At 59.5% G+C, this 16,557-nt stretch carries 13 protein-coding genes and 3 tRNA genes; 1 reads left to right on the top strand and 15 read right to left on the bottom strand.

What is annotated here, in order from left to right; all coding sequences use genetic code 11:
- Positions 1 to 44 precede the first annotated feature (44 nt).
- Entirely contained in the window at positions 45 to 590 is a 546-nt protein-coding gene (locus HMPREF3044_RS06915) for a DUF1707 SHOCT-like domain-containing protein (RefSeq protein WP_070740300.1), read from the top strand.
- A gap of 45 nt (positions 591 to 635) precedes the next feature.
- Here HMPREF3044_RS06915 and HMPREF3044_RS06910 read toward each other — a convergent pair whose 3' ends face one another.
- The 15 genes from HMPREF3044_RS06910 to HMPREF3044_RS06840 form a co-directional block, all read right to left on the bottom strand.
- Positions 636 to 1,088, bottom strand: coding sequence for a hypothetical protein (locus HMPREF3044_RS06910; RefSeq protein WP_231286101.1), 453 nt, complete (start codon positions 1,086 to 1,088; stop codon positions 636 to 638).
- A gap of 104 nt (positions 1,089 to 1,192) precedes the next feature.
- The gene (locus HMPREF3044_RS06905; protein WP_070740297.1) at positions 1,193 to 5,206 is read right to left on the bottom strand and encodes a DNA-directed RNA polymerase subunit beta'; all 4,014 of its coding nucleotides are present in this window, start codon (positions 5,204 to 5,206) and stop codon (positions 1,193 to 1,195) included.
- 97 nt (positions 5,207 to 5,303) lie between these two features.
- Positions 5,304 to 8,789 (bottom strand): DNA-directed RNA polymerase subunit beta, encoded by a 3,486-nt coding sequence (locus HMPREF3044_RS06900; protein ID WP_210400533.1) that lies wholly within the window; start codon positions 8,787 to 8,789, stop codon positions 5,304 to 5,306.
- Between the two features lie 197 nt (positions 8,790 to 8,986).
- On the bottom strand, positions 8,987 to 9,904 hold the full coding sequence (locus HMPREF3044_RS06895) for a cell envelope lipid trafficking protein PgfA (protein ID WP_168167239.1): 918 nt from the start codon (positions 9,902 to 9,904) through the stop codon (positions 8,987 to 8,989).
- 388 nt (positions 9,905 to 10,292) lie between these two features.
- Positions 10,293 to 10,679, bottom strand: a complete 387-nt coding sequence (gene rplL, locus HMPREF3044_RS06890; RefSeq protein ID WP_005394800.1) for a 50S ribosomal protein L7/L12 — start codon at positions 10,677 to 10,679, stop codon at positions 10,293 to 10,295.
- A gap of 90 nt (positions 10,680 to 10,769) precedes the next feature.
- Positions 10,770 to 11,279 carry a 50S ribosomal protein L10 gene (rplJ, locus tag HMPREF3044_RS06885; protein ID WP_034989360.1) on the bottom strand — a complete coding sequence of 170 codons (510 nt, stop codon included), beginning with the start codon at positions 11,277 to 11,279 and terminating at the stop codon, positions 10,770 to 10,772.
- Positions 11,280 to 11,552: 273 nt separating this feature from the next.
- Entirely contained in the window at positions 11,553 to 12,092 is a 540-nt protein-coding gene (locus HMPREF3044_RS06880) for a twin-arginine translocation signal domain-containing protein (protein WP_070740287.1), read from the bottom strand.
- Between the two features lie 6 nt (positions 12,093 to 12,098).
- Positions 12,099 to 13,469: an NHL repeat-containing protein gene (locus HMPREF3044_RS06875; protein WP_070740283.1), complete on the bottom strand. Its 1,371-nt coding sequence runs from the start codon at positions 13,467 to 13,469 to the stop codon at positions 12,099 to 12,101.
- A 173-nt stretch (positions 13,470 to 13,642) separates the two neighbouring features.
- Positions 13,643 to 14,350 (bottom strand): 50S ribosomal protein L1, encoded by a 708-nt coding sequence (rplA, locus tag HMPREF3044_RS06870; protein ID WP_005390588.1) that lies wholly within the window; start codon positions 14,348 to 14,350, stop codon positions 13,643 to 13,645.
- A 62-nt stretch (positions 14,351 to 14,412) separates the two neighbouring features.
- Complete coding sequence (gene rplK / locus HMPREF3044_RS06865; protein ID WP_005390589.1) at positions 14,413 to 14,847, bottom strand: 50S ribosomal protein L11; 435 nt, start codon at positions 14,845 to 14,847, stop codon at positions 14,413 to 14,415.
- A 161-nt stretch (positions 14,848 to 15,008) separates the two neighbouring features.
- Positions 15,009 to 15,791, bottom strand: a complete 783-nt coding sequence (gene nusG, locus HMPREF3044_RS06860; protein ID WP_070740280.1) for a transcription termination/antitermination protein NusG — start codon at positions 15,789 to 15,791, stop codon at positions 15,009 to 15,011.
- Between the two features lie 92 nt (positions 15,792 to 15,883).
- Positions 15,884 to 16,192, bottom strand: a complete 309-nt coding sequence (gene secE, locus HMPREF3044_RS06855) for a preprotein translocase subunit SecE (protein WP_070740275.1) — start codon at positions 16,190 to 16,192, stop codon at positions 15,884 to 15,886.
- A 31-nt stretch (positions 16,193 to 16,223) separates the two neighbouring features.
- Positions 16,224 to 16,296 (bottom strand) — tRNA-Trp (locus HMPREF3044_RS06850).
- A gap of 82 nt (positions 16,297 to 16,378) precedes the next feature.
- Positions 16,379 to 16,452 (bottom strand) — tRNA-Met (locus HMPREF3044_RS06845).
- Between the two features lie 21 nt (positions 16,453 to 16,473).
- Positions 16,474 to 16,546: transfer RNA gene (locus HMPREF3044_RS06840), tRNA-Thr, on the bottom strand.
- Positions 16,547 to 16,557: the final 11 nt, after the last annotated feature.

The raw sequence follows: 16,557 nt of genomic DNA, 5'->3' as shown, positions 1-16,557 counted from the left end.
TAGCTTTGAGAACAAAACCTACCCCTGCTACGTACAATGGTGCTGTGACTCACCCAGACCGCCGCGCAGGCGATAAAGACCGCGAATCCACCCTCGCTATCCTCCGCACCGCCGTCGATTCAGGACAGCTCAGCGTGTCAGAATTCGATTCCCGCTGTTCTCTGGCTTGTTCCGCGACGACCATGGGGGAACTCGTTTCACTTGTCGACGATCTGCAGGAACTCGGGCCCTCGTCTGCTACCCCCGTACTCGATCCGGGACGCTCCACAGACCTCGCCCTTTTCGGGGGTACTGTTCGCTCGGGAGTCTGGACTTGCGGGAAGAGATACACACCCGTCGCCATCTTCGGCGGAATTGACATCGACCTCCGGAATGTCCAATTGCAGACCAATCCGACGGTCATTTACTGCGTCGCAGCGTTCGGCGGAATCGATATCTACGCACCCCGGGGGATGATTGTCGACGTGCGCGGTCACGGTGTCTTTGGTGGTTTCGACACCGATGGCGAAGCGGCCCCCTCCCCCGACAGTCCTGTCGTGTACGTCGACGGCATCGCCCTCTTCGGAGGCGTCGAGGTGCACTTCACATAAAAGAACCCGTGTGCGTATGCACACGGGTGAGGTATAGAGGCTCTACTACGGGGCGGGGGTCTCCACAGCGGTTTCCGTCACCATCGTCGTGGCGTCGACGGTGGTTGCCTCGGGAGACACGGTCTCGGTCACTTCCGTCGTGACATCGACGGTGGTGGTTGCAGGAGCAACCTCGCCATCGTCCTTCTGTCCACCAAGCAGCCACCACAGGAGCGCAGCGAGGAGCAGCAAGACGATCACGCCGATGACCCAGGGAAGGGCCGAGCCCTTCTTCTCGGCGTCTTCGACAACGCGCTGCGGGCGCTCGCGATGGGTTTCCACCACGGGCTGCTCGGTGACGCGCTCAACATGGGTCTCCTGTGCAGGGATGACCTTTTCTACACGCTCAGGGGTTTGTTCAGTGTGAAATTCGGGGTTTACGCGGGTCGTGTCATCGGCGGAGAAGGTGTGGGAACCACCGTCGATGTTGTCCGGATTAAGGTTATGCTTATCAGTCATGTCCACCAGAGTACAGTCATTCCGCTCAGCGTGCCAGGCAAAGAACGAAAAAGTGGGCCTCACAAACGCGAGGCCCACCTTATTTTTGCCGGTCAGGCACCTTTTTAGAAGGCCGTGTCATCCAGCGGCACAGATGCGCCGGTGTACTCGGCATATGCATCCTCACCGCCGTAAATGGCATCGCTATACGTCGGGATGGAGTACGTCGCGTTGCGCGCAGCCTCCGTCGGTTTGACGGAAATGTTGCGGTAGCGCGAGATACCCGTACCAGCGGGGATGAGCTTACCGATGATCACGTTCTCCTTCAGGCCGATGAGCTTGTCGGAGCGCTTGTTGATCGCTGCATCCGTGAGAACACGGGTGGTCTCCTGGAAGGAGGCGGCCGACAGCCAGGACTCCGTGGCCAGGGAGGCCTTGGTGATACCCATGATCTCCACGCGGAGGTCGGCGGGCGTGCCGCCTTCCTTACGCACCTCGGTGTTGACGATCTTCGCCTCGGAGATGTCGACGAGCGTACCCGGCAGGTAGTCCGTGGTACCCGGGTCGATGACCGTGGCACGACGAAGCATCTGACGGATGATGATCTCGATGTGCTTGTCGTGGATGGCCACACCCTGGGTCCGGTACACGGCCTGAACCTCGTCGATAAGGTGCTTCTCCACACCGCGACGTCCGAGCACAGCGAGGACATCGTGCGGATCGGCGGGACCGCGCAGGAGACGGTCACCCATCTCTACGTGGTCGCCGTCGGCAATTGCACGATCCGTCGTAGCGCCGGGGATGCCGGGCAGCGGAACGGTGATCTGAGCAAGGCCCTGGCGCTTGGAGAGCTTCTCGTACACCTTCTCCTCGGAGCCGTCGTCAGGCTCGATGGTGAGGGTGTAGAAATTCGAACCGTCGTCCTCGAGGTGAACCGTACCGGACACCTCGGCGATCGGGGTCTTGTTCTTGGGCACGCGGGCCTCGAACAGCTCCTGTACACGGGGCAGACCGCCGGTGATGTCGCCACCGACACCGCCCTGGTGGAACGTACGCATTGTCAGCTGCGTACCAGGCTCACCAATGGACTGTGCAGCAACGATACCCACAGCCTCGCCGATATCGACGAGGTGGCCAGAAGCCATGGACTTGCCGTAGCACTTAGCACAGACACCGGACGGTGTCTGGCAGGTGAGCACGGAGCGTACCTTGATCTCCTCAACGCCCTTGTCCACCAGGGTGTCGATGTTCATATCCGTCAGGTCTGCACCGGCCTCGAGCACAACGTTGCCGTCAGCATCGGTGGCATCCTGCGCGAGGACACGACCAGAAACGGACGTTTCGATGAGACCGTCGCGCTCGTAGCCCACAATGGTGCCCTCGGAGTCGCGCTGCGCGTGGCAGACAGCGACGCGAACACCCTGGTGGGTGCCACAGTCCTCCTCTCGGACGATGACATCCTGTGCCACGTCCACGAGACGACGGGTGAGGTAACCGGAGTCAGCGGTACGCAGAGCCGTATCGGCCAGGCCCTTACGGGAACCGTGGGAGTTGTTGAAGTACTCCAACACGTTCAGACCTTCACGGAACGATGTCTTAATCGGGCGGGTGATGTACTCGCCGCGGGAGTTCACAACCATGCCCTTCATGCCGGCCAGGGTCCACAGCTGGCGCATGTTACCGGCAGCACCCGACTTCACGATCATCGGAATCGGGTTGTCATCCGGGTACAGGTTCTCCACTGCCTTACCGACGACGTCGGTAGCGTCCTTCCACAGCTCCACCAGGCGGTCGTAGCGCTCGCGCTGGGTAAGGGCACCCTTGACCCAGTACTTGTTCTCGACCTCGGCAGCTGCCTTCTCGTAGCGCTCGAGGATCTCCTTCTTGTTCGGGAGAACAAGCACGTCACTCATGGTGATGGTAACGCCGGAACGGGTGGCCCAGTAGAAGCCACAGTCCTTCATCTTGTCCACCGTCTGCGCGATGGTGATCATCGGGTACTTGGCGGCCAGATCGTTAATCACGTCACCGAGGAGGATCTTGCCCTCTCCGCCGCCCTTACGGACCATGACGCCCTCGAGGTAGGGGTAGTTCCACGGCAGCAGCTCGTTGAAGTAGATGCGGCCGAGCGTTGTCATCGCCGTCCACGTGTCACCACGCTGCCAGCCATCGGGGAACTGTTCTGCCTCGATGTCTGCCGGCGGGCGCAGGTGCGAGATGCGCACGCGGATCGGTGCCTGCAGGCCAATCTGCTCGCGGTCGTAAGCCATGATGGCCTCGGCGACCGACGAGTACTCGCCCTCTGCCGGGTGATCGGTGGTGGCGGGCTTGTACCGGCCCTGGCCACCAATCTCGTCCTCGCGCTTATCCATCGTGAGGAAGTAGAGGCCGGTCACCATGTCCAGACGCGGCATAGCCAGCGGCTTACCGGATGCCGGGGACAAAATGTTGTTGGAAGCCAGCATCAGGATGCGGGCCTCGGCCTGTGCCTCAGCGGACAGCGGCAGGTGAACAGCCATCTGGTCACCGTCGAAGTCGGCGTTGAAGGCCTCGCAGGCCAGCGGGTGCAGCTGGATAGCCTTGCCCTCGACGAGCTTCGGCTCGAAGGCCTGAATGCCGAGGCGGTGCAGCGTCGGTGCACGGTTCAGCATCACCGGGTGCTCGGAAATGGCCTCTTCCAGCACGTCCCACACCTCGGGACGCTGGCGCTCCACCATGCGCTTCGCGCTCTTGATGTTCTGCGCGTACTCGTTTTCCACGAGGCGCTTCATCACGAACGGCTTAAACAGCTCAAGTGCCATGAGCTTAGGCAGACCGCATTCGTGCAGCTTCAGCTGCGGGCCAACGATAATCACGGAACGGCCGGAGTAGTCAACACGCTTACCCAGCAGGTTCTGACGGAAACGGCCCTGCTTGCCCTTGAGGAGGTCGCTCAGCGACTTGAGGGCACGGTTACCCGGACCAGTGACGGCACGGCCGTGGCGGCCGTTGTCGAACAGCGCGTCGACGGATTCCTGCAGCATGCGCTTCTCGTTGTTGACGATGATCTCGGGCGCTCCGAGGTCAATCATGCGCTTGAGGCGGTTGTTGCGGTTGATCACACGACGGTAGAGGTCGTTGAGGTCAGAGGTGGCGAAGCGGCCACCATCGAGCTGCACCATCGGGCGCAGCTCCGGCGGGATGACCGGGATGCAATCCAGAATCATCGAGGCCGGATCGTTGCCGGAGCGCTGGAACGCGGCGACAACCTTGAGGCGCTTGAGGGCACGCATCTTCTTCTGGCCCTTGCCCTCCTTGATGATGGTGCGGAGGTTCTCCGCCTCAGTATCGAGGTCAAAGTTACGCACGAGGGTCTGGATAGCCTCAGCGCCCATGCCGCCGGTGAAGTAATCCTCGTAGCGGTCTACGAGCTCTTCGTAGATAGTCTCATCGATGATCATCTGCTTCGGGGCAAGCTTGACAAAGGTGTTCCAGATCTCGTCGAGACGCTCAATCTCGCGCTCAGCGGCCTGGCGGATGTGGGTCATCTCACGGTTCGCGGCGGACTGAACCTTCTTGCGGGCATCCGCCTTAGCGCCGTTTGCCTCCAGCTCAGCGAGATCCTCTTCGAGCTTCTGAGCGCGCTCCTGGATCTCCTCTTCTGCGTCAGCCTCAACATCCTTCTTCTCCAGAAGCATGTCTGCCTCAAGCGTGGTGAGATCGTCGTGGCGAGCCTCCTCATCAACGGTGGTGATGATGTTGGCTGCGAAGTAAATCACGCGCTCCAAGTCCTTCGGAGCGAGATCCAGAAGGTAGCCCAGGCGGGAGGGAACGCCCTTGAAGTACCAGATGTGCGTAACCGGGGCGGCGAGCTCAATGTGGCCCATGCGCTCACGGCGCACCTTGGACTTGGTCACCTCAACGCCACAGCGCTCACAGATAATGCCCTTGTAGCGGACGCGCTTGTACTTACCGCACTGGCACTCCCAGTCGCGGGTAGGTCCGAAGATACGCTCGCAGAACAGGCCGTCCTTCTCTGGCTTCAGGGTGCGGTAGTTAATGGTCTCCGGCTTCTTCACCTCGCCCTTGGACCAACGACGGATGTCGTCAGCGGAGGCAAGGCCGATGCGGAGTTCGTCAAAGTAGTTGACGTCGAGCACAGTTAAAACCTTTCACTCGTGTCTTTCACACGAGGCTTTTCGTCTTTTTAAGAGTAATTTTCGGTTCGAATGCAGGCGGGATGTACCCGCCTACCTGCTATGCGATATCGTCTGCGCGCTCGTCACGGGACAGGTTAATGCCCAGGGACGCACTAGCCGATTCGAACTCGTCGTCATCTGCCCCGCTGAGCTCAACAGGCGTTCCGTCAGCGGACAGAACCTCAACGTTGAGGCACAGGGACTGCAGCTCCTTCAGCAGCACCTTGAAGGATTCCGGGATACCAGGATCGGGGATGTTGTCACCCTTCACGATCGCTTCGTACACCCGAACACGGCCATTCACATCGTCGGACTTGATGGTCAGAAGCTCCTGCAGGGTGTAGGCAGCGCCGTATGCCTGCATTGCCCACACCTCCATCTCGCCGAAGCGCTGGCCACCGAACTGTGCCTTACCACCCAGCGGCTGCTGGGTAATCATCGAGTATGGGCCGGTGGAGCGGGCGTGGATCTTCTCGTCCACGAGGTGGTGCAGCTTAAGCATGTACTTCTCGCCCACACAGACCGGGTACTTGAAGGGCTCGCCGGAACGACCGTCGAAAAGCTTCGCCTTACCGAACTTGTCAACCAACCGGTTGCCATCGCGGTCGGGCAACGTAGAGCCGAGCAGCCCCTCGATCTCCTCGTTGGTTGCACCGTCGAAGACGGGGGTTGCCACGAGCGAGTCAGCCGGGACGTTGCGCAGCTCCTCGGGGATGCGCTTGGCCCAATCCGGATCGCCTTCGATGGCCCAGCCGGCCTTCGCCAGCCAGCCGAGGTGGACCTCGAGCACCTGACCGATGTTCATACGACGTGGCACACCGTGCGTGTTGAGGATGATGTCGATCGGGGTACCGTCCTCCATGAACGGCATGTCCTCCTGCGGGAGGATCTTGCCCACAACACCCTTGTTGCCGTGGCGGCCGGCGAGCTTATCGCCGTCCTGAATCTTGCGCTTCTGGGCAACGTGGATGCGGATCATCTCGTTTACTCCCGCAGGCAGCTCGTCGCCCTCGTCCCGGGAGAAGCGGGAAACACCGATGACCTTGCCGGTCTCGCCGTGCGGCACCTTCAGAGAGGTGTCACGAACTTCGCGGGCCTTCTCACCAAAGATGGCGCGGAGCAGGCGCTCCTCTGGAGTCAGCTCGGTCTCGCCCTTCGGGGTGACCTTACCGACGAGGATGTCGCCGTCGCGGACATCTGCACCGATGCGGACGATGCCACGCTCGTCGAGGTCCTTCAGCACATCCTCGGACACGTTCGGGATCTCGCGGGTGATCTCCTCAGCACCAAGCTTGGTGTCGCGGGCATCGATCTCGTGCTCCTCGATGTGGATCGAGGTAAGGAGGTCCTCCTCCACCACGCGCTGGTTGAGGATGATGGCATCCTCGTAGTTGTGACCCTGCCACGGCATGAACGCCACGAGGAGGTTCACACCGAGGGACATCTCGCCGTCGTGGGTACCCGGACCGTCGGCCATAACCTGGCCCTTTTCCACACGGTCTCCGATGTCCACCAGCGGCTTCTGGTTGTAGCACGTGTTCTGGTTGGTGCGCTCGAACTTGCGCAGGCGGTAGGTGTCACGCTTGCCCTCATCGCTCATCACAGTGATGAAGTCAGCGCAGACGTTCTCGACCACGCCAGCGTGTTCGTTGATGACCAGGTCGCCAGCATCGTATGCGGCAGGGGCCTCCATACCCGTGCCGACGTACGGCGACTGGGAACGGATCAACGGCACGGCCTGACGCTGCATGTTCGCACCCATGAGGGCACGGTTAGCGTCGTCGTGCTCGAGGAACGGAATCATGGCAGTAGCGACAGACACGATCTGACGCGGGGACACGTCGATGTACTCGATCGCCTCCGGGCCAACAACCTCAATGGCGCCGTCCTTCAGACGAACCTCATTGCGCTCCTGGGTAATAACACCGTTCTCGTCGTGCTCCGTATCTGCCTGACCGATAACGAAGCGATCCTCTTCATCGGCGGTGAGGTAGTCGACCTGATCAATGATCTTGCCGTCTTCAACCTTCTGGTACGGAGTCTCGATGAAACCGAAGGGGTTCACGCGGGCATAGGATGCCAGCGAACCGATAAGGCCAATGTTCGGGCCCTCAGGGGTCTCAATGGGACACATGCGACCGTAGTGGGACGGGTGCACGTCGCGAACCTCGATGCCGGCACGCTCACGGGACAGACCACCGGGGCCAAGAGCCGAGAGGCGACGCTTGTGCGTCAGGCCGGACAGGGAGTTGTTCTGATCCATGAACTGGGAGAGCTGGCTCGTTCCGAAGAATTCGCGGATAGCTGCACTCACGGGGCGCACGTTGATCAAGCTCGTCGGCGTGATCGACTCTGCATCCTGCGTGGTCATGCGCTCGCGCACCACACGCTCCATGCGCGCCAGACCAACGCGCACCTGGTTCTGAATCAGCTCGCCCACGGTACGCAGGCGACGGTTACCGAAGTGGTCAATATCGTCCGTCTCGAGCGGGATCTCCACACCATCCGGGGAGGTCATCGTCCGCTCACCGGCATGCAGGCGAACGAGGTACTCGATGGTGGTAGCGATATCTTCCTCGGTCAGCGTCTTCACGCCGTCGTGATCGCCACCAAGACCGAGCTTGCGGTTCACCTTGTAACGACCCACCTTAGCCAGGTCGTAGCGCTTCGGCTTGAAGAAGCTGTTCTCCAGCAATGCCTGTGCAAGATCGCGCGTGGGCTGCTCACCCGGGCGCTGCTTGCGGTAAATCTCGAGCAGAGCCTCGTCCTCGGAAGCCGCGCCGTCGTTTTCCAGCGTGGACATCATAATCTCGGAGAAGCCGAAACGCTCGCGGATCTTCTCCTCAGACCAACCCAGGGCCTTGAGGAGCAGAGTCACCGGCTGGCGACGCTTACGGTCGATGCGGACACCGACGGTGTCCTTCTTGTCGACGTCGATTTCCAACCACGCACCGCGGGAGGGGATAACCTTCACTGCGTGCAGCGGGCGCTCCGTGGACTTATCCAAAGTCTCATCGAAGTACACGCCCGGGGAACGAACGAGCTGAGACACAACGACACGCTCGGTGCCGTTGACAATAAAGGTGCCCTTCGGGGTCATCATCGGGAAATCGCCGATGAACACCGTCTGAGACTTAATCTCACCGGTGTCCTTATTCTCAAACTCGGCCGTCACATACAGTGGCGCAGAGTAGTTGATGTCCTTCTCTTTACACTCATCAACACTTGCCTTGACCTGCTCGAAGTACGGCTCCGAGAGGGACAGGCTCATGTTGCCAGAGAAGTCCTGAATAGGAGAAAGCTCCTCGAGGATATCTTCAAGGCCACTCGTTACCTTGTAATCCTCACCCTTCTCAGCCTTCTGTTGTTCACGCCACTCGGGCGTACCAACGAGCCAAGCAAAGGAGTTCAGTTGTAGGTCTAGTAATCCAGGTAGCCCAATAGGCTCCTTGATCTTCGCGAACGAGTATCGCTTAGGAGCTCCAGGGTTCTTAACGTTCATATTGGTCTGGCGGGAGACTGCCAAGATGCATCCTTCCAGCACCTCGCGCGGCCAGAAGCACCCCACTATTTGAGCACCTGACCGCTTGGTTTTGTAAAGCTTTCGGTCTGCTATAGGAAACGGTGCCCAGATAGCACTGAATGACCTTGTCAAATTCCGGCTTTTGCCTTCCTCTGATCAAGGCCTTCAAAACAACGGCCACCGAATCTAGCGCAACGAATAATCCTAGACCATCCGGACTAATTTGTAAAGTGCTCTCTTCTGCGTTTGTCAAATGCACCGAAAACGCCCAGCACACCGAGCAAAGCCAGAACCCCGCCGATGCCCGCCGCGACCCAGTTCGCGGTGCGCCATGCCGACGGATCCGCGACACCCGCTGCCAGTTCGCGCAGGTTTTCGGATTCTTCCGGTGCTAATGACCCCTCAAAAAGGAGAACGTCTTGACGTTGCCCATCTGTGAGGTAGTAGTCCTCCAGCTTGGCTGTCACGTCGACGATGATTCCAGTAGCCTTGTCGACGATCAACTCGCGCCTGGCGCCATGGTACAACACACGGCCCGCCCCATCAGCGTCACCCACCGTTTCCGGCTCGAACTCCTGCACGTACGTGACAAGCTCGCGCCCGTCTACCACGCTCTCGGCTTGCTTGACAGCGGGGCGTGAGGCGCGGAGGGTGGCGTCGAAAAGAGGATAGGATTCCGCGCTCGCGTTGGGGGGAAAAGCGAACCACAGCCCATCGACGTCTACCGTCGCAACCGGGCTCGCCAACTGCTCAGAAACCGTCGCGGGTGTCACAGCCCTCCCCGACATCCGATCGAGCCTGTAGCTGTAGACCTCCGCCTTCAGCAGCCCGTCCAAATCTGTCGCCCGCTCGGTCCGCCGCTCAGACAGCCCGATCCGCACCGTCGCTTCCTCATTGGTAATGGGCGAGGTGTACACCACATGAAGCTGACGTTCCACCGGCTCTACCTTGGTCGCCATGTCTGCCGGCGCGAGACTCTTCGCGTTCTCGTCCCGCAGTGTGTACGTAAGCTCACCATGGGCGACAGGCACGTTCTCCCCCACCAGCGTAAACCGAGGCGTGACCAAACCCCACACCAGCAGAGCGAGACCCAGGCCGATGAGGAGAGCTGAAATTACGCGCGAACGTGGAAGCATGTCTTTCACTGTACATTGACATGCCCGGCCCGTTTCAACCCACGTCTTCATCACTGGACCAAACAAGGCCTATCGGTCGCACCCCCTTGGTGATTGCTGCGCTGCGCACCCGCGCAGTACCGAATGCGGCCCAGGAGGTGGAATCCGCAACCGTCCCGGGTTGGGTCGGGCCGCGTTGCGCACCCGCCAATCCCTAATGCGGCCCAGCTGCTACCAACCACCGACACCCCGGAGCCGGTCGGGCCACACTGCACACCCACAAATCCCGAACACGGCCCGACCCCCGCCAACAGCCGAGATGCCGAATCAAATCGGGCCGCTTTGCGCTGCGGATGGCTGCGGGCATAAAAAATCCCCCGGCACGAACCGGGGGAAAAGCAGTAAGAGACTACTTGAGGGTGACGGAAGCGCCAGCCTCTTCGAGCTTGGTCTTAGCAGCCTCAGCGTCTTCCTTGGAAGCGCCCTCGAGGATAGCCTTCGGAGCAGCCTCAACGAGCTCCTTAGCTTCCTTCAGACCCAGGCCGGAGACGATCTCGCGGACAGCCTTGATCACGCCGATCTTCTTGGCGCCGGCATCCTCGAGCACGACGTCAAACTCGGTCTTCTCTTCCTCAGCAGCAGCCTCGCCGCCGGCGGCACCTGCAGCAGCAACGGCAACCGGAGCAGCAGCGGTAACGTCGAAGGTCTCTTCGAACAGCTTGGTGAACTCAGAGAGCTCAATGAGGGTCATTTCCTTGAAAGCTTCGATGAGCTCTTCGTTGGTGTACTTAGCCATAACGGTCAAGTCCTTTCAGTTTGTTTTTCCGAGCACATGCTCGGGGAGGTAAATGGTGATGAAATTTTCGATCCCTGGGGAAAGGAAGATTTACTTCTTTTCCTGCAGTGCAGCGGAAAGACGTGCGACCTGAGATGCAGGGGCTGCGAACAGGCCTGCAGCCTGGTTCATCTTGCCCTTCAGGGCGCCAGCCAGCTTGGCCAGCGTGGTCTCGCGGTCGTCGAGGTCTGCAAGTGCCTTGACCTGGTCGGCATCCAGAGCGGCGCCGTCCATGTATCCGCCCTTGACAACGAACTTGTCGTTGTCAGAGCCGAACTTCTTCATGGCCTTGGCAGCATCCACTGCCTCGCCCTTAATAAAGGCGACAGCGGTAGGACCGGTGAGGAGATCATCAAGGCCCTCAATGCCAGCCTCAGCTGCGGCTCGCTTGATGAGGGTGTTCTTGGCGACGTGGTACTTCACGTCTTTACCGAGATCAGTGCGGAAATCAGTGATCTGCTGAACAGTCAGACCACGGTACTCGGTGAGCACCAGAGAATCAGCCTCGTCAAAGTATTCCTTGAGCTTGGCCAGCTCCGCAGTATTCTTCGGGTTTGCCATTTCCTCGCCTCCTTCCATTAAACGGTTTTTAAAACATTTGTCCGCCACAGGGCACAAATAATGCCCCGTGCAAGAGCACAGGGCACAAACCAATTCAAACATTGGAAGGTGTTGCAAGTGACTCCTGCGTGGGCCGTTTCCTGTTTTATGAGGAAACCTTCGAGCCTTTCGGCTGACCGACGGTCTACGGTGAAACTTGGGCAGGAAGCGCCGGAAGCGCTTCCTCACAAACTTCGTGGATTGACCATACAGCCCACGCCGGAGTTATGCAAACTAGCTGGACAACGGGGATGCTGACTCAGCCGAGGTGGGTGCAACGGGGATCCCCTCATAGATGAATTCCTCCGACTGCACCTCGCGGTAGGTCTCGCCCGGGATAACGACAACTGCCAAAACCTGCGTGCGGGGCAGGTAGGAGAAGTTGAACAGGCCGGTCTTCCACAGCAGCTCGAAGGTGACCGGCGTGTGAGCGGGAACGTCTTCGGGGAGCGCGAAACTGTACTCGCCTGCACCTTCATCGGTGGGGGCAATCGTCGACAAGCGAGGAGCGATAGACGAGGGGCCGGTGACCAGACCGGAATCGTCCAACGCGCGGGCGAAGATCGTCAGCTCAGTGCCGGCCGGAAGATCCGTATCGACATTAACCGTCACGGCGATAGGAAGCATGAACGACTGCCCCTCGGCGACAACGGAGCCGACCTTGAACGTAATACCCGGAGCATCCTGAGCCACAGCGATGGCCGGGAGGGATGCAACGGCAGCTGCGGCCGCTGAGCCGGCGAGGAACGTACGACGGGTGAAAGTGAAAGTCATGACTACCTACTTCTTTGTGATCTTGAAGATGCCGCCGATGGTGCCCTGCCACCACGTGCCGTTGTTATCAATCGTGCCAACCATCTGCAGCGTATCGACGCCGAAGACGGTGACCAGCCCCGGGAAGTCCTGCGAGTAGACGGTTTCGCCGGTTTCCATATCGATGATCGAACCGGAAATAACTGAGCCGTTGACCAGGCCGAAGCGCTTGCGTTCACAGATGTAGATGTAGCCGTCGGCCGTCGACAAGCGTGGAACCACAGCCGAGTAGACATCCCTCCGTTTCCACACGTCCTTGAGCCCCGCTGGGGTCACATCGTAGCGCTCGAGACCAGGCGCAAACAGCGCGGATGAGGGGACGGACGGGCCGGCACCCTCCGGGTAGCGCGGGTACGGATAGCCATACGTGGAGCCCACGACGATGGAGTTCTGCACACCGATGGCCGAGCACTCCGTGCCCGACGTTCCTGGCTGGAACACGCCCGTGGAACCAACAAGGCGACCGGTAGCGGTCTCATAAACGATGAGATTCTCCTGCTCGTCGGCGTTATCCGTGAGCATGACGTAATCCGAACCGTTCGGCCCAAAGAACGTGGGCGATGCGCCGGAGCCCCAGGACAGCTGGCCGGGCTTGCGGGCTGTTCCCCGGTCGTAGAGGGCGTGCCAGAGAATCTCCGGGGTGCCGTCCTCGTCCGCATCCAGCATGTAGATCGCATGAGAGGTGACCACCGACACACCCTGCGGGCACGCGGAAATCGAGTTATCCACCGTCTCATAGTCCGACTGGGACTTTTTCAGAAAGATCGAGCGAACCTCGCGCTTATCGGCATCTACAACACCGATCGCGCCGTGGGCCGAAGCGACCCAGACACGGCCCTGCCAGTCCGGAACCACGCCGACGACCTGGTCGCCCTTGTACTGCGACAGGAAGCGGTTGAGGGACACACGCTCGTCCACGTACACGGTCCGACCGTCGGCTGAGTGGGCCACGCGCAGAAGCGTGTTGGAACCATCCACGAAAACCATGCGGTCCTTGTGGTCGATGTAGGCGTAGACACCGCCGAGAAGAGCGCCCTTCGGCACCTCCAAGCTACCGAGCGTCTCGCCGCTTTCTGGATCCAGGATGGCTACCTTCGGCTGCAGGAACGTGAGCTTCGAGCCGAAACGCTGCGTCACCAGAACCTGGATGTAGCCATCCGACCCGACCATGATGGTCGGGCATGCGCCACCCATGTCGATGTGTTTGACGTCCCATGGACCGGCACCCGGGCCGGGAACCGGCGAGCAGTCCGATGACTGGGCCTCACCGTGCATACACGCCATACCTGGCGTACCGAGGTAGGCATTTTCCTCGGCGTTATATTCAAAATTTGACATTAACAATCCTCGTCGCTGGAGAATATTTTACCTTGTACCACCTGGTAGTTTACATTGGGAAAACAAAAAGCTCATCTCTGAGAAAGAGATGAGCTTTTATTATTTACTTTTCGACGCCCGACCGTACAGGTTTTCGGTTCTGTTACGGTTAGCGCGCCTTAAAGCCTGGTGGCTTAAGCCTCGGTGAAGTCCTTCTGAATGGAGGGATCGACCTGGATGCCGGGGCCATTGGTGGCAGCGACGGTGATCTTCTTCACGTAGATGCCCTTGGAGGAGCTCGGCTTCAAACGGTTGATCTCGTCGAGGAGAGCGCCGTAGTTCTCAGCCAGCTTCTCAGCATCGAAGGATGCCTTGCCGATGAGAGCGTGGAGGTTGGAAGCCTTGTCAACGCGGAAGGAAATCTTACCGCCCTTGATCTCCTTCACAGCCTTGGCGACATCCGGGGTCACAGTGCCAGTCTTGGGGTTCGGCATGAGACCACGCGGGCCGAGGACGCGAGCGACGCGACCAACCTTGGCCATCTGATCAGGGGTAGCGATAGCAGCATCAAAGTCGGTCCAGCCACCCTGGATCTTCTCGATGAGCTCAGCGGTGCCGACGAAATCAGCGCCTGCCTCCTCAGCGGCGGTAGCGTTGGTGCCCTCAGCGAAGACGACAACGCGAACTTCCTTGCCCGTGCCGTTAGGCAGGGACACGGTGCCACGCACAAGCTGATCAGCCTTGCGGGGATCAACGCCCAGACGCATCACAACGTCGATGGAAGCGTCGTAGTTCTTGGAGGAGGTCTCCTTAGCCAGCTTGACAGCCTCGAGCGGGGTGTACAGGTGGTTGGAGTCCACCTTTTCAGCGGCCTCGCGGTAAGCCTTAGAGCGCTTTGCCATAATTCATCAATCCTTTCGATGTGTGGTGAGCGGGCCTGGCCGGCCCTTCCACAAGATGTTTCTTACAGACCCTCGACAACGATGCCCATGGAGCGGGCGGTGCCGGCAATGATCTTGGCGGCAGCGTCGATGTCGCGTGCGTTGAGGTCCGGCTCCTTCTGCTTAGCGATCTCCTTGACCTGGTCAAGAGTCACCTTGCCCACCTTATCGGTGTGCGGAACGCCAGAACCCTTCTTCAGGCCAGCGGCCTTGAGCAGCAGCTGAGCTGCCGGCGGGGTCTTCAGCTTGAAGTCGAAGGAGCGGTCTTCGTAGACGGTGATCTCCACAGGGACAATGTTGCCGCGCTGGTTTTCCGTGGCAGCGTTGTACGCCTTGCAGAACTCCATCATGTTCACGCCGTGCGCACCAAGCGCAGGACCAACCGGCGGTGCAGGGTTAGCCTGACCAGCCTCGATCTGCAGCTTAATGAGGGCCGTGACTTTCTTCTTCGGGGGCATCTTCTACCTACTTTCCTTGTTACCAGCGCCCCGCCTCGAGATGCGTCAAATAAAAGGGCGAGGTGCCGTCCGGATGCCTTGTTACAGCCACCGGGAAAAACGTTTACGTACATGCCTATAAGGCACGGGCGAAGATGTTACACCACGTGCCCCACAAAACGCTAATTGATCTTTTCCACCTGATCGAAGGTGAGCTCCACCGGCGTATCGCGGCCGAAAATGGACACGAGAGCGTGCAGCTTGCCGGAATCCCGGTCAATATCAGAAATCGTGGCAGACACCGTCGCAAGAGCACCGGACAGAATCGTCACCGACTCTCCCACCTCGAAGTCAACCTCAACCGGCTTCTTCTCCGCCGCAGGTGCAGCAACAACCGTGTCGCCCTCAGCATCCGCTGCCTGCTCCTCCACCGCCTGCTGCGGCATGAGGAACTTCGCCACATCCTTCGGCTTCACCGGAGTTGCCTGGCCTTCGTTACCCACGAAGCTTGTCACACCCGGCGTCCCACGAACAACCGACCACACGGAGTCGTTCATCTCCATGCGCACCAAGACGTAGCCCGGAAGCAGCTTCTTCTTCACGATCTTCTTCTTGCCGTCACGCATCTCGGTAACTTCCTCGACCGGCACGACAATATCGTGAATATACTCGTCCACCTCAAGGTTCTCCGCACGCTGCGTGAGGTTCGTCTTCACCTTGTTCTCGTAACCCGAGTACGTCTGAATGATGTACCAGGTACCAGGCAGCTTCTTCAGCTCGCGGATGAACTTGCGCAGGCGCTGCTTATACTCCTGCAGTGCCTTCTCCTCAGCAGAAAGCTCCTCCGTCTCCGGGGTTTCCGGGGTCTCCGTCTCCGGGGTCTCCGGAGCCTCTGGCTCGGTGGCCTCCGACTCCGGGGCTTCCACCTGGCTCTCAACCTGTTCGACGTTTTCTTGCTCTTCCATCTTCACTCTCTCCAGATCAAAAATTTATCCCGCCTCCCTGGAATGTCCAGGAGGCGGGATAATGAAGTATCACAAACGTTTATACCATCTAGCTACGGGGTGAGCAACCACTGCACGCCCTTGGCGGTGAGAATATCCGTTCCCCACACAACGATCGTCATCACGATGAGGAACAGGAACACGATGAGCGTGTAGTTAAGCATCTGCTTCCCCGTCGGCCAGATGACCTTCTTCATCTGCTCGATCACTTCGGGGATGTAAGACTTGATGCCGCCACCCCACTTTTCGTCCTTGTTTTCCTTCACAAGGCGCTTTTCAGCGTAGGCATCAGCACTCGTAGTGCTCGCGCCCGTAAGCTGTCGCTTACCTGTAGGACGAGCAGTGCGATTTTCATCAGCCACGTTAAATCCTCTTTGCACTAGGAGTACTTTGCAGGGGCGACAGGACTCGAACCTGCAACCTGCGGTTTTGGAGACCGCTGCTCTACCAATTGAGCCACGCCCCTATTCAGGACACATGTATTTCACATGCACCTTGCACACTGTACCAGAAAACCCCCGCACCTTGGCGAGGGGGGCTCAGTGCAGTAGCGGTGGAGAGGTTCGAACTCTCGACCTCACGATTATGAGTCGTGCGCTCTCACCAGCTGAGCTACACCGCCATCGTTCCAATAAAAGAACAGAGCCCCCTGTCAGAATCGAACTGACGACCTTTTCCTTACCATGGAAACGCTCTGCCGACTGAGCTAAGGGGGCCGTGCTTCATG

It is taken from the genome of Corynebacterium sp. HMSC073D01 (genome assembly GCF_001815555.1).
Taxonomy (GTDB): domain Bacteria; phylum Actinomycetota; class Actinomycetes; order Mycobacteriales; family Mycobacteriaceae; genus Corynebacterium; species Corynebacterium glucuronolyticum.
This window is presented reverse-complemented; position numbering and strand designations above follow the sequence as displayed.